The organism is Barnesiella sp. An22 (assembly GCF_002159975.1).
Taxonomy (GTDB): domain Bacteria; phylum Bacteroidota; class Bacteroidia; order Bacteroidales; family Barnesiellaceae; genus Barnesiella; species Barnesiella merdigallinarum.
This window is the reverse complement of the sequence record NZ_NFJR01000001.1, coordinates 247,408-261,850: the sequence shown is the minus strand read 5'-3', so window position 1 is coordinate 261,850 and position 14,443 is coordinate 247,408. Positions and strand designations below refer to the sequence as shown.

Sequence of the window (14,443 nt, the reverse complement as noted above, 5' to 3'; positions counted from 1 at the left end):
CATGTGGCTTTTTAAATAGATTTTTTGAAAAATGGTATTTGCGAATCCTTTATATCTGCTGCTGTTGTTGCTGATTATACCGGCCGTCGTGTGGTATATCCTCAAACAGAAGCACATGCAGGCCCCTTTGCAGGTCTCGACTACGCAGCCGTTCGACAAGATGCCGCGCACCTACAAGATATACTTGCGCCACTTCAACTTTGCCTTGCGGATACTGGCCGTTGCCTTCCTGATTATTGCTCTGGCCCGGCCGCAGTCGACCGACAACTGGCAAAACTCATCGACCGAAGGGGTCGACATCGTACTGGCGCTCGATATTTCGGGCAGTATGTTGGCCCGCGACTTTACCCCCGACCGGGTCGAAGCTGCCAAAGACGTAGCTGCCCAGTTCGTTTCGGGGCGTGAGCACGACAATATCGGTCTGGTCATCTTTGCCGGCGAGAGCTTCACCATGTGCCCGATGACAACCGACCACGCCGTGCTGCTCAACCTGATGAAAGATGTACATTGCGGTATGGTCGACGACGGTACGGCAATCGGCGACGGTCTGGCTACGGCCATCAACCGCATCAAGGACGGTCCCGCCAAGTCGAAGACCATCATCCTGCTGACCGACGGTACCAACAATGCGGGCGATATAGCCCCGGCCACGGCGGCACAAATAGCCAAGTCGTTCGGCATACACGTCTACACGATTGGAGTAGGTACCAAAGGGTTGGCCCCCACGCCGGTACAGACCCCCTACGGCATTACCTACCAGAACATGCCGGTCGAGATGGACGAGGCAGCCCTGCAGCAAATTGCGGCTACGGCCGACGGCAAATACTTCAGAGCTACCAACAAGAACGTATTGAAAGGTATCTTCGAAGAGATTGACAAGTTGGAGAAGACCAAGCTCACCGTCAAGGAATTCAGTGTAAAAGAAGAGGAATATACCCGATGGGCTCTCTTGGCACTCTTGTGCCTGGGGCTGGAGATACTCCTGCGTCAGACGTTGTTGAAAAATATTCCTTAAAAAGAAGTTGATTATGTTTCGATTTGCACAACCCGAATATTTATATCTGCTGATTCTCGTCCCTGTGCTGTGGGGGCTCTTTATCTACGGGCGATACCGCTCGCGCCGCAATCTGGCCAAGTATGGCAATCCGTCGGTGCTGGCACCGCTGATGACCGATGTGTCGAAGTACAAGCCCTGGATCAAGTTTATCTTTCAGCAACTGGCATTTATTGTTATCATATTCATGTTGGCACGGCCTCAGTTCGGTTCGAAACTCGAGACGGTCAAGAAGCAGGGGGTAGAAATCATGATTGCCCTCGACGTCTCCAACTCGATGATGGCCAAGGATATAGCGCCCAACCGTCTCGAGAAGGCCAAGATGATGCTCTCGAAACTGGTCGACGAACTCGACAACGACAAGATAGGTCTTATCGTCTTTGCCGGCGATGCCTATACGCAGTTGCCCATCACCTCCGACTTCGTGTCGGCCAAGATGTTCCTGAACACCATCAACCCCTCGATGGTACCTACACAAGGTACGGCTATCGGGCGGGCCATCTCTACCGCCATGAACTCCTTCTCGCCCAACGAGAGTGTAGATAAGGCCATTATCGTCATTACCGATGCCGAGAACCACGAGGACGATGCCGCCCAGATGGCTCAGGCTGCAGCCGAGAAAAACATCAAGGTCGATGTCATCGGTATCGGTTCGCTCGAGGGTGTACCCATCCCCATCGGTGATAGCGAGACCAACTTTATCAAGGACAGCAATGGCAATGTGGTCATCTCGAAACTCAACGAGGCCCTCGGGCAGGAGATTGCCAAAGCCGGTGCCGGTATCTACGTGAGAGCCGATAATACCAATGCGGCTCTGCGGGCCCTGACGGCCGAGGTAAAGAAGATGAAGAAGGCCGATATAGAGAGCAAGGTCTATTCGCAATACGACGAGCAGTTCCAGGGTCTGGCCTGGATTGCCCTGGTGCTGTTGCTGATCGACCTCTTTATTATCGACCGCAAGAACAGTTGGCTGAAGAAGATAACTTTCTTCTCCGAAAATTCAGAAAAGTAATTTGCACTATGAAAGCAATCAACTATATACTATGTTTGATATTGGCCAGTGGGGCATGGACTGCCTCGGCTCAGGGACAGGCAGTTCCTGCGGCTCCTGCTGCCAACGAGGCCCCGGCCAAGGTCGTACCACCCAAAGAGAAAAAAATCGACGAGAAGAGCGAGCGCAACTCGATACGGAAAGGAAACGACCTGTTTAACGACAAGAAATATACCGAGGCCGAAATCGAATACCGCAAGGCGCTGGAGGCCAACCCTTCGTCCGAGATAGCTACCTACAACCTGGGTGCCGCCCTGTACAAGCAGCAGAAGTGGAACGATTCGCGCAACGAGTATAAGAAGATAGTGCAGGCCTCGTCCGACACGCTGCGCACGGCTCACGCCTGGCACAACCTGGGAAATATCTCGTTCCAGGAGAAAAACTACGCCCAGAGTATCGAAGAGTATAAAAATGCGCTGCGTCGTAATCCCAAAGATGACGAGACCCGCTACAACCTGCGGTTGGCTCAACTGTTGCTGAAGAAACAACAGCAAGATCAGAATCAAGACCAGAACAAAGATCAGCAGGACCAGAACAAGGACCAGCAGAAGGATCAGAAGCAACAGAATCAGGACCAGAACAAGAACAACCAGAATAAACAGAATCAAGACCAGAAAGATAACCAACAACAGAATAATCCCCAGCAACAGCAACCCCAGCAGTCTCAGATGTCGCGGGAGAATGCCCAACAGATTCTCGATGCCATCCAGCAAGACGAGCGCGACACCCAGGAGAAAGTGCAACGGGCTTTGATGCAGCAGCAAAAACGCAAGAAGACCGACAAGGAGTGGTAATCGGGGTGTCTAACTTATATACAACAGAGCGATGAAAAGATATTTGATTTTGTTCTTTACGCTGGTCTGTGTTACTGGACTGTGGGCCAACAATGTGCGTTTTGCGGTCGATGGGCCCCGGCAGGTGATACAGGGACAGCAGTTTCAACTGGAATACACGTTGTACAACGCTTCGGGTAAGGATTTGAAATTGCCCGAATTCAAAGGTTGCAAGGTGTTGTATCAGGGTACGAGCTCGGGTACGAGCGTGTCGGTGGTCAACGGCAAAGTCGATCGCCAGACTACCGAGACCCACGTCATCACCCTGCGGGCCGAGAAAGAGGGTAGCTACACCTTTGCACCGGCCACCATCTCGGCCGACGGGCGCACCCTGTCGACCAATACCTGGAAACTGACCGTATTACCGCCCGACAAGGCCAGCGCTTCGTCGGGTCGCTCGGGTGGGCAGAGCAGCGACAACACGACGCTGTTTGCCCGTTTGATACTCTCCAAGAGCCGGATATATGAGCAGGAGGCCGTGTTGGCCACCATCAAGCTGTATACGCAGGCTTCGGGCGTACAAGCCGAGAATTACAGTTTCCCCTCGTTCGAAGGCTTTGTAGTACAAGATATTGACCTGCCGCAAAATACCTCGTTCAGTCTGGAGAACTACAACGGCGTAAACTACAAGGTAGCCGTGCTGAAACAGTGCCTGCTCTTCCCGCAACGTACGGGCAAGATTACCATCACGCCCGGCAAGTTCGACTTTCAGGTAGAAACCTATCAACTGGTCAACGGTCCCTTTGGTCCCATGCGGGTGCCTCAGGGAGTAAGCCGGTCGGTAAGCACCAATACCACTTCGGTCGAGGTGATGCCTTTGCCCAGCGGTAAACCGGCCTCGTTCATGGGTGGGGTAGGCGACTTCTCGCTGAGCAGTTCCATCAGCTCGACCCACGTCAAGGCCAACGAGGCCATTACCTTGAAACTGACCATCAAGGGATCGGGCAACTTGAAATACCTGAAGAACCCCGAGTTGCAGTTGCCCAACGATTTCGACACCTACGACCCCAAGGTCGATGTGAATGTGAAGGCTTCGGCCGGTGGGGTGAGCGGAACCCGCACGGTAGAGTACACCACCATTCCCCGCTTTGCCGGTACGTTCAAAATCCCGGCCGTAGAGTTCTCGTACTTCGACATCAAGAGCAAGAGTTACAAAACCCTGCGTACCGAAGCGTATGAGATTACGGTCGACAAGGGTGCTCCCGGCAGCGGAGGAAAGACCGTCACCAACTTCTCCAACAAAGAGGATTTGAAGCTGCTCAACCAGGATATTCACTATATCAAGCTGGACAAGATGAATCTGGTACAGACCCCGACCCTCTATATCGACAACTGGGTTTACTGGTTGTGGTACATCGTCCCGGCTCTGGCATTCATTGTCTTTGTCATCATCAACCGCAAGCAGGCCAAGGCTAACGCCAATGTGGCTCTGATGAAGAATCGGAAAGCCAACAAGGTAGCCTCGAAACGGTTGAAGGTAGCCGGCAAATACCTGAAGAACCACGACCGGGAGCACTTCTACGACGAGGTACTCAAGGCCGTATGGGGATACCTGAGCGATAAACTCGGGTTGCCCAATTCGGAGCTGACCAAAGACAACGTGGCTGCCGAGCTGGAGAAATACGGTGCCAGTGCCGAACTGATAGCCGAGTTCAACGACATACTGGGCCGTTGCGAGTTTGCCCAATATGCACCCTCGCAGACCGACGAGGCTATGGACGAGCTCTATACTCAGACGGTCGAGGCCATCGGTAAAATGGAAAATACGGTGAAAAAGTAAAACACAACGAAGATGAAAAAGATAATCATATACATGCTCTTTGTCGTCGCCGGCGTGACGACGATGTTTGGCCAGGAGACCCTGCAACAGGCCAACGAAGCCTATGCTCAGGAGGACTACATCAAGGCTATCGAACTCTATGAGCAGACGGCCCGGGAGCAGGGCGTGTCGTCCGACCTCTACTACAACCTGGGCAATGCTTACTACAAGCACAACGAGTTTGCCAAGGCCATCCTGAACTACGAGCGGGCGCTGTTGCTGAACCCCGGTAACGAGGATGCCCGTTTCAACCTCGATATGGCCAACACGCACATTGTCGACAAGATAGACCCCGTGGGGCGTTTCTTCCTCGCGGTGTGGATCGACTCGATGCGCAGCTTCCTGTCGTCCAACACGTGGGCTGTCATCGGTATCGTCGCCTTCTTCCTCTTCCTGGGCGGTTGCTATCTCTACCTCTTCACGCGGTCGGTGCGGTTGAAGAAGATAGGTTTCTTCGGCGGCATCGTCATACTGCTTGTCGCCATCATGGCCAACTGGTTTGCCTGGGGCTTGAGCGACAAGATGGAACGCCGCAGCGAAGCTATCGTGTTTGCTGCTACGGTACCGGCCAAGAGTTCGCCATCGGAGAGCGGTACCGACCTCTTTGTCCTGCACGAAGGAACCAAGGTGGTGATTTTGGACAAGGTGAGCGACTGGTACGAGGTGAAGATAAGCGATGGCAACCGCGGGTGGCTGCCGTCGTCGTCCATAGAAATCATTTAAACGAAAGACAGAAGTGCTGGAACAGTTAATCGAGTGGGATAAAACGGTCTTCCTGTTTTTGAACCATACCCACACACCCTTTTGGGATCATTTCATGTGGATATACACGGGGCGTCTCACATGGGCACCCCTCATAGTCGCCCTGCTCTTTGTGCTGTTCCGGAAGAACTGGAAAGAGGCTACCCTCGTCGTGGTTGCCCTGGCGCTCACCATCACCCTCTGCGACCAGTTTGCCTCGACCCTGTGCAAGCCCTATTTCGCCCGGTTCAGGCCGGCACAAGACCCCGACTTCTCACCTCTTGTACAGATTGTAAACGGGTACAGAGGAGGGCGCTACGGCTTCATCTCGAGCCATGCCGCCAACAGTTTCGGAGCCGTGGTGTTGCTGGCGCTGATATTCCGCAACCGGCTTTTTACCATAACCGGCCTTGCGTGGGCAGCCGTCAACTGCTACTCGCGCATCTATCTGGGGGTACACTATCCAGGCGACATTCTGGCCGGTACGATAGCCGGTGTCGTCATTGCCTTACTCATATATATAATGTGGAAGAGAGTCCGCTACATGCTGTGGCAGCGGCACCGCTTGCCACAACGGCAGTCGCCTTACTGTAAAGACCCCGGTATTGCGATTGCGACTACGGTCATCTATTTGAGCGTGGTAGCTATCTCGGTCTATGCACTCGTCGCAATCTATTTTTGAAAGCCCGCAAAATTTTGGCTGCAAAATTTGGAAATAAAGAAAATAGAACTTAAATTTATTGCGTATTCAAAAGAGTACAATTAACCGAATAATTAACCATAAAAAACCATTACCCTTATGACTAAGACAATCACATTTAACGAACTTCGTCGCATCAAAGACAGTTTGCCCGATGGTTCCATGCATAGAATAGCCGACGAGTTGAATGTTACCACCCAAACCGTGCGTAACTATTTTGGAGGAACCAATTATTCATTTGGGAAAAATTGTGGTCTTCATATCGAACCGGGACCCGACGGCGGTATCGTTGTGCTCGACAATACACAAATCTACGATATGGCTATTCGTATTTTGGAAGAAGAAAACAATAAGAAATAAATCATAGTTAAAACAGATCGACCATGAAGAAAGACCGCTTAATCACACTGGCCATTCACACCTATCCGAAGGCTCTCATCTTAAAGGGCATTTTGGAGAGCCAGGGTATAGCCGTCGCCATTCAGAATGTCAATCTGTTGAAACCAGTCATTTCTCCGGGGGTGCGAGTGCGAATCCACGAAAAAGATTTGCCTCACGCCCTCGAGATTTTAGAGACCGATCCGGTTTTCGGTAAATCGGAAGTCTCGGAAAAACCGCAGAAAAACCGAATCCTTATCCCGATTGATTTCTCCGACTATTCGTTGTTGGCCTGTCGGCTGGGGTTTGATTTTGCGGAGGCCCATCAGGCCGAAGTCGTATTGCTTCATACCTTCTTGTCTCCTTTCTCCATGGGGTCTCTCTCGTTGGCCGAGACGATCAGTCATGAATTGAAAGAAAGTGAAGAACATAAACTATTATTTGCAAAGGCCAATCGTGAGATGACATCCTTTTGTGAAAAGTTGCACCAGTTGATGGTCGAGGGCGCCATCCCTCAGGTCCCCTTTATATATAGGGTATGTGAAGGGGTGCCTGAAGATACGATCATCCTGATGGCAAAAGAGTTGAACCCGTCGCTCATTGTTATGGGGTCAAGGGGAAAGACCCGAAAGGAGATAGACCTGATAGGAAGCGTTACGGCCGAAGTGGTAGACAATGGCAATTTCCCGGTGTTTGCCATACCCGAGGGATTCACGCATACCCATGTGAGCGATATTAAGAATGTGGCCTTCTTTACCAACTTCGACCAGCAGGATTTAATCTCGCTCGACACCTTCATGCGCCTGTTCCAGAACTATTCGTTCGGGATACGGTTCTTCCATTTGACCGAGAAAAGCGATGCCTGGACCGAGATAAAGCTGGCCGGCATACGCGACTACTGTCAGTCGCATTATCCCGGTCGGGAAATCGACTACAAGATACTCGGCGAGGAGAATTTCCTCGACAACGTAGAGCGCCTGTTCCAGGAGGCATCGATCGATGTCATGGTGGTGCCCAACCGCAAGCGCAACATCTTTGCCCGCCTCTTCAACCCCAGTATCGCCCATAAGATGCTGTTCCACACCGATACTCCGCTTATCGCCATACCCTCTTGATTCGGGTTGTAGCCTCGAGGTAATCCGGGCCGACAGGAATCTTTGTCAGTTTTCATTCACTTCGAGTTATACGCAAAGGTGACGTTTTGTCATATTTCGAGCCAATATATCGTTTGGCATGAAATTGGCTGTATCACCAGTGTCTGCACTTCTTGTACAGATAAAAATACAAAAATAAAAGTATAACTAAAATAAATAACCATGACAATTAAACCGTTAGCAGACAGAGTATTGGTGCTTCCAGCTCCTGCAGAAGAGAAAACAATCGGCGGTATTATTATCCCTGATTCGGCCAAAGAAAAACCCCTCAAAGGTGAAGTAATAGCCATCGGCAATGGTACCAAAGACGAGGAAATGGTAGTTAAACCCGGTGATACCGTTTTGTACGGCAAATATGCGGGCACCGAAATCGAACTGGACGGCGAGAAATATCTGATTATGAGACAGTCGGATATTTTGGCTATCCTTTAATGCGTTTCATGTTTAATTTTTAGAAGGAAAAAGAACTATGGCTAAAGAAATTAAATTCAATATTCAGGCTCGCGAAGAGCTGAAAAAAGGTGTAGACGAGTTGGCTAATGCCGTTAAAGTCACCCTGGGTCCTAAAGGCCGCAACGTCATCATCGAGAAAAAATTCGGTGCTCCCCACATCACGAAAGATGGTGTGACGGTTGCCAAAGAGGTTGAACTGGAAGACCCGTTCCAGAACATGGGTGCCCAGTTGGTTAAAGAGGTTGCCTCGAAGACGGGCGACGATGCCGGCGACGGTACGACTACGGCTACCGTATTGGCTCAGGCTATCGTAAACGTAGGTCTTAAGAACGTGGCTGCCGGTGCCAACCCCATGGATTTGAAACGTGGTATCGACAAAGCCGTGGCCAAAGTGGTAGAAGGCATCAGAGAGCAGGCTCAAGAGGTTGGCGACGACTTCGAGAAAATCGAATCGGTTGCCCGCATCTCGGCCAACAACGATAGCGAAATAGGCCAACTCATCGCCGAGGCCATGAAGAAGGTTAAGAAAGAGGGTGTCATCACCGTCGAAGAGGCCAAAGGTACCGACACGACTGTCGATATTGTAGAAGGCATGCAGTTCGACCGCGGTTACATTTCGCCCTATTTCGTAACCAACACCGAGAAGATGGAGTGCGAAATGGATACGCCTTACATCTTGATTTACGACAAGAAGATTTCGGTTCTGAAAGATATGCTTCCCGTACTCGAAGCTACCGCACAGACGGGTCGTCCTCTGCTCATCATTGCCGAGGATGTAGACAGCGAGGCTCTGGCTACGCTGGTTGTAAACCGCTTGCGTGGTTCGCTCAAGGTATGTGCCGTGAAGGCTCCTGGCTTTGGCGACCGTCGTAAAGAGATGCTCGAAGATATTGCCGTATTGACCGGTGGTGTCGTTATCTCCGAAGAGAAAGGTTTGAAACTCGAATCGACCACTATCGAAATGTTGGGTCGTGCCGAGAAGGTTACCGTAAACAAAGAGAACACGACTATCGTCAATGGTATGGGCAGCAAAGAGTCTATCGCCGCTCGTGTAGCTCAAATCAAGGCTCAAATCGAAACGACTACCTCCGACTACGATCGTGAGAAACTGCAAGAGCGTCTGGCCAAATTGGCTGGTGGTGTTGCCGTTCTCTATATCGGTGCCGCTTCTGAAGTAGAAATGAAAGAGAAGAAAGACCGTGTAGACGATGCCTTGAGCGCAACGAGAGCCGCTATCGCCGAAGGTATCGTACCGGGTGGTGGTGTTGCCTACATCCGTTGTATTCCCGCCTTGGATGGCTTGAAAGGTGCCAACGAAGACGAGACTACTGGTATCGAAATCGTAAAACGCGCCATCGAAGAGCCGTTGCGTCAAATCACCGCTAATGCCGGTGTAGAAGGTGCCGTAGTAGTACAACGCGTAAAAGACGGTAAAGGCGACTTCGGTTACAACGCCCGCACCGATTCTTACGAAAACTTCTTCGCAGCCGGTGTAATCGACCCTGCCAAAGTAACTCGTGTAGCTCTTGAGAACGCCGCTTCTATCGCCGGTATGTTCTTGACTACCGAATGTGTAATCGCCGATAAGAAGGAAGAGAATCCTGCTCCTGCCATGCCGGCTGCCGGTATGGGTGGAATGGGTGGCATGATGTAATCCTGCGATTCTTCCTACATCCTATAACAGGGAGTGCTCTAAGTGAGTGCTCCCTTTTTTTGTGTCTCTTATTCGAGTATAAAGCTGAATCTTGTTATAAAAAGGAGGAGAGCCTGAGACAGTGAAGTCAACAGATTCTCCTTCGCTTTTGTTTTTAAAGCTGTGGAGCAGGGGAGGAGTATCCTGTTTTGAGGGATGCTGCACTCCAAGCAATCGGTTATCGGCTCGCGCAGGTTTTCTCCCGGCTATTCTTTCCGGCTTCGGGTTTTGTTGTATTTTTGCACCGTGAAAGCTATCTATATCTTTTTAGGCGGACTCTCTCTCGGCTTGGGTGTAGCCGGTATCTTCCTGCCACTGTTGCCTACCACGCCCTTTCTGTTGCTGTCGGCCGCGCTGTGGCTGCGCAGTTCGCCACGGCTTTACCGGTGGCTTTTGAATCATAAGCGGCTGGGACCCTATATCAGCGACTTCCTCGAGCACAAGGCCATACCGCTGCGGGTGAAGGTCATCTCGGTATCGCTGGTGTGGATTACGCTGCTCTACTGTGCCCTGTTTGTGGCCCGGGTGTGGTGGCTCGCTTTGCTCTTCGTGCTGTTGGCCGTGGCCCTGTCGTGGCATATCCTCTCGTACAAGACCCGCAAATAACCGTTATCAGTATCTGAATCCGATGGAAAGGAAGACATTTCCGCAATTGTCGAGTCCCGAGGTGTGCGAATCGATAAACCGGTAACCCAACTCGACGACAGGCGAGAACCTGTACGACTTGAGATACCAGGCCAACGATACATCGTAGCTCGAGCGTTTCCACGAGGGGCAGCCCACACTGCTCAATGCCTTGGCCCGTATATCGAGGGCATGGATGCTTTTCACGCTGTCAAGCAGTTTTACACCCAGGCCACCGCCTATGCCGACTCCATTATAATAGGTTTTTACCCCTCCATGTTTATACAGGGAAATGTTGTCTTCTGCGGTAACGAAGAGATAGGCGATAGAGACAAACTCTACCTGAGATTTGAAGGAAAAGTCAACAGGCCTTATCCCTTTATTCTCCATTCCTGTTCCGGTAGAGAATTCGAAGTGCACCCGGTCCATGAAATCTTGTGCATTCACCTTGACTGTTACGAAGGCGAGCAACAGTGTCGCGGCATAAATAAACTTTCTCATTTTGTTACCGTGTTGTATTTGATTAAGGTATTGACTCTTCAAGGAATCGTGTGAAACGATTCCTCTGAATCATGAGCATAAAGATAAGAATTTATTCGTTTTATACAAAAAAAGGGATAATAAAAAAGCGTGGCCTTCCCGATCGAAGGCCACGCTTTTATGCGGTTCAGAGTTTTCTTATATTACTTGTATTCGTCCCAGCTCTTGATTTGAATATCGTCGATATTCAGGCTGCAGAAGGCTTCGATAAAGGCCGAAGCCAACCGGGCATTGGTGATGAGCGGGATGTTGAAGTCGATGGCGGCACGGCGTATCTTGTAGCCGTTGTCGAGCTCTTTCTGCGTCAGGTTCTTGGGAATGTTCACTACCAGGTCTATCTGCTTGTTGTGCAGCATCTCCAGGGCCTGCGGCTCGTGGTCGCTCTCGCTGGGCCAGTATACCTTCACGGCCGGAATACCGTTGTCGGTGAGGAACTGATGGGTTCCGCCCGTGGCAAAGAGGCTGTATCCCTTCTCGTGCAAGAGTTGGGCCGCCTCGAGCATGTCGGCTTTCTGTTTGGCGCTACCGGTCGAGAGCAGGATGTTCTTCTTCGGAATCTGGTAACCGACCGAGAGCATGGCTTTCAAGATGGCTTCGCTGGTATCGAGTCCCAGACAGCCTACCTCGCCGGTCGATGCCATGTCGACACCCAGTACGGGGTCGGCTTTCTGCAGACGGGAGAAGGAGAACTGCGAGGCCTTGATGCCTACGTAGTCGAGGTCGAACTCGTTTTTGCCCGGTTTCTCTACCGGCAATCCCATCATCACCTTCGTGGCCAGCTCGATGAAGTTGATTTTCAAAACCTTCGATACGAACGGGAAGCTACGCGAGGCACGCAGGTTGCACTCGATTACCTTGATGTCGTTGTTTTTGGCCAGGAACTGGATGTTGAAGGGACCCGATATATTGAGCGCCTGGGCTATCTGCCCGGCCACCTTCTTGATGCGTCGCACGGTCTCGACATAGAGCTTTTGCGGCGGGAACTGTATGGTGGCGTCGCCCGAGTGTACACCGGCAAACTCGATGTGCTCCGAGATGGCGTAGATGATGATTTCGCCATTGCGGGCCACGGCATCCATCTCGATCTCTTTGGCGTGCTGGATAAACTCGCTCACTACGACCGGGTGTTTCTTCGATACGTTGGCGGCCAGTTGCAGAAACTGTTCCAGCTCGGCGTTGTTCGAGCAGACGTTCATCGCAGCACCCGAGAGCACATACGAGGGCCGAACCAGCACGGGGTAACCCACCTCTTTCACGAAGTCGTAGATGTCGGCCAGCGAGGTCAGCTCGCGCCAGCGCGGCTGGTCGATACCCAGCGAGTCGAGCATCGACGAGAATTTGTGTCGGTCTTCGGCGTGGTCTATGCTGTCGGCCGTCGTGCCCAATATGCTCACGTGCTGCTCGTCGAGGCGCGTGGCCAGGTTGTTGGGAATCTGTCCGCCGGTCGAGAGAATTACGCCGTGAGGATTCTCGAGTTCGAGAATATCCATCACCCTCTCGAAGGTCAGCTCGTCGAAGTAGAGGCGGTCGCACATGTCGTAGTCGGTCGATACCGTTTCGGGGTTGTAGTTGATCATTACACTGCGGTAGCCCTCTTTGCGAATGGTATTCAGGGCCTGTACGCCGCACCAGTCGAACTCAACCGAAGAGCCTATGCGGTAAGCACCCGAACCCAGTACCACAATCGACTTGTGGTCGCCCAGATATTTCACATCGTTGGCGATGCCACTGTAGGTCAGGTACAGATAGTTGGTCTGTGCCGGATACTCGGCGGCCAGCGTGTCGATCTGTTTCACCACGGGGACGATGCCGAGCGATTTACGGAACTGGCGCACCCACTGCATGTGGCAGTCTTCCATCTTTTCCTTCCAGATGGCGCGGGCAATCTGGAAATCGGAGAAGCCCTGTATCTTGGCCCGACGCATGAGGTCGTAGTATTCCTGGGGATTCTCGGCGCGGGTAATCGACTCGTCGAGCTCTTCCAAGTCGTGAGCCGTGCGTACGATATTCATCAGTTTTTGCAGGAACCAGCAGTCTATTTTGGTTAGTTCGTGTATCTGGTCTACCGTATAACCGGCGCGCATAGCCTTGCTGATGACAAAGATACGTTTGTCGGTAGGTTCGTGCAGCGACTTGTCGATATTGGGAATAACCAGTTCCTTGTTCTCCACGAAGCCGTGCATGCCCTGACCAATCATGCGCAGACCTTTCTGGATAGCCTCCTCGAAGGTGCGGCCGATGGCCATTACCTCGCCGACCGATTTCATGCTGGAGCCCAGCTCGCGGTCTACGCCCTGGAATTTGCCCAGGTCCCAACGGGGTATTTTGCAGACAATGTAGTCGAGAGCCGGCTCGAAGAAGGCGCTGGTCTCTTTGGTGACCGAGTTTTTCAGGTCGAACAGGCCATAGCCCAAACCCAGTTTGGCAGCCACGAAGGCCAACGGATAACCCGTAGCTTTCGAGGCGAGGGCCGACGAGCGGCTCAGACGGGCATTCACCTCGATTACCCGGTAGTCTTCCGACTTGGGGTCGAAGGCATACTGCACGTTACACTCGCCCACGATGCCGATGTGGCGGATAATGCGGATAGCCAGTTCGCGCAATTTGTGATATTCGCTGTTGGTGAGTGTTTGCGACGGAGCCACCACGATACTTTCGCCCGTGTGGATACCCAGCGGGTCGAAGTTCTCCATGTTACATACCGTGATGCAGTTGTCGTAGCGGTCGCGCACCACCTCGTATTCAATCTCTTTCCAGCCTTTAAGTGATTTCTCTACCAGAATCTGGGGCGAGAACGACAGCGCCTTTTCGGCTTTCAACCGCAGCTCCTCTTCGTTGTCGCAGAAACCGCTGCCCAATCCACCCAGCGCATAGGCAGCCCGGATGATGATGGGATAGCCCAGCTCGGCGGCAGCCTGAACTGCATCTTCTATCGAGTTGACGGCCTCGCTCTTGATGGTCTTGACATCGATTTCGTCGAGTTTTTTGACGAAGAGTTCGCGGTCTTCGGTATCCATGATGGCCTGTACCGGCGTACCCAATACCTTCACGTTATATTTCTCGAGCGTGCCGGCCTGATAGAGCTGTACACCGCAGTTGAGAGCCGTTTGCCCGCCGAAGGCCAGCAGGATGCCGTCGGGTTGCTCCTTTTGGATAACCCGCTCGACGAAGTAGGGGGTAACCGGCAGGAAGTAAATCTTGTCGGCCACACCCTCCGAGGTTTGTACCGTGGCGATGTTGGGGTTGATCAAAACCGTCGTGATGCCTTCCTCTTTGAGGGCTTTCAAGGCCTGCGACCCGGAATAGTCAAATTCACCGGCTTCACCTATTTTCAAGGCTCCGGAGCCTAACAGCAATACTTTCTTTATTTTTTTAATCTCTTCTTGGTTCATAGGTATGGTAT

13 protein-coding genes are annotated in these 14,443 nt (G+C 51.9%); 11 read left to right on the top strand and 2 right to left on the bottom strand.

The genetic code is table 11. The features are described 5' to 3' along the window. Positions 1-31 precede the first annotated feature (31 nt). The 11 genes from B5F38_RS01145 to B5F38_RS01095 all read left to right on the top strand — a co-directional run bounded on the left by B5F38_RS01145 (position 32) and on the right by B5F38_RS01095 (position 10,482). On the top strand, positions 32-1,015 hold the full coding sequence (locus B5F38_RS01145; protein ID WP_087407482.1) for a VWA domain-containing protein: 984 nt from the start codon (positions 32-34) through the stop codon (positions 1,013-1,015). Between the two features lie 13 nt (positions 1,016-1,028). After that, positions 1,029-2,066, top strand: coding sequence for a VWA domain-containing protein (locus tag B5F38_RS01140; RefSeq protein ID WP_087407481.1), 1,038 nt, complete (start codon positions 1,029-1,031; stop codon positions 2,064-2,066). Between the two features lie 8 nt (positions 2,067-2,074). Continuing rightward, the gene (locus B5F38_RS01135; protein ID WP_087407480.1) at positions 2,075-2,899 is read left to right on the top strand and encodes a tetratricopeptide repeat protein; all 825 of its coding nucleotides are present in this window, start codon (positions 2,075-2,077) and stop codon (positions 2,897-2,899) included. A gap of 31 nt (positions 2,900-2,930) precedes the next feature. Next, on the top strand, positions 2,931-4,718 hold the full coding sequence (locus tag B5F38_RS01130; protein WP_087407479.1) for a BatD family protein: 1,788 nt from the start codon (positions 2,931-2,933) through the stop codon (positions 4,716-4,718). A gap of 12 nt (positions 4,719-4,730) precedes the next feature. Next, on the top strand, positions 4,731-5,480 hold the full coding sequence (locus B5F38_RS01125; RefSeq protein WP_087407478.1) for a tetratricopeptide repeat protein: 750 nt from the start codon (positions 4,731-4,733) through the stop codon (positions 5,478-5,480). Between the two features lie 13 nt (positions 5,481-5,493). Beyond that, positions 5,494-6,180, top strand: a complete 687-nt coding sequence (locus B5F38_RS01120; RefSeq protein ID WP_087407477.1) for a phosphatase PAP2 family protein — start codon at positions 5,494-5,496, stop codon at positions 6,178-6,180. Positions 6,181-6,297: 117 nt separating this feature from the next. After that, complete coding sequence (locus B5F38_RS01115; RefSeq protein ID WP_087407476.1) at positions 6,298-6,558, top strand: DNA-binding protein; 261 nt, start codon at positions 6,298-6,300, stop codon at positions 6,556-6,558. 23 nt (positions 6,559-6,581) lie between these two features. After that, positions 6,582-7,691 (top strand): universal stress protein, encoded by a 1,110-nt coding sequence (locus B5F38_RS01110; RefSeq protein ID WP_087407475.1) that lies wholly within the window; start codon positions 6,582-6,584, stop codon positions 7,689-7,691. A 201-nt stretch (positions 7,692-7,892) separates the two neighbouring features. Beyond that, entirely contained in the window at positions 7,893-8,162 is a 270-nt protein-coding gene (locus B5F38_RS01105; RefSeq protein ID WP_087407474.1) for a co-chaperone GroES, read from the top strand. A gap of 37 nt (positions 8,163-8,199) precedes the next feature. Further along, positions 8,200-9,837, top strand: coding sequence for a chaperonin GroEL (gene groL / locus B5F38_RS01100; RefSeq protein WP_087407473.1), 1,638 nt, complete (start codon positions 8,200-8,202; stop codon positions 9,835-9,837). A 285-nt stretch (positions 9,838-10,122) separates the two neighbouring features. Further along, positions 10,123-10,482 carry a YbaN family protein gene (locus B5F38_RS01095; protein ID WP_087407757.1) on the top strand — a complete coding sequence of 120 codons (360 nt, stop codon included), beginning with the start codon at positions 10,123-10,125 and terminating at the stop codon, positions 10,480-10,482. A gap of 6 nt (positions 10,483-10,488) precedes the next feature. On the opposite strand, the gene B5F38_RS01090 is transcribed toward B5F38_RS01095, so the two are convergent. Further along, positions 10,489-11,001: a hypothetical protein gene (locus B5F38_RS01090; RefSeq protein ID WP_087407472.1), complete on the bottom strand. Its 513-nt coding sequence runs from the start codon at positions 10,999-11,001 to the stop codon at positions 10,489-10,491. Between the two features lie 182 nt (positions 11,002-11,183). Then, positions 11,184-14,432, bottom strand: coding sequence for a carbamoyl-phosphate synthase (glutamine-hydrolyzing) large subunit (carB, locus tag B5F38_RS01085; RefSeq protein ID WP_087407471.1), 3,249 nt, complete (start codon positions 14,430-14,432; stop codon positions 11,184-11,186). Positions 14,433-14,443: the final 11 nt, after the last annotated feature.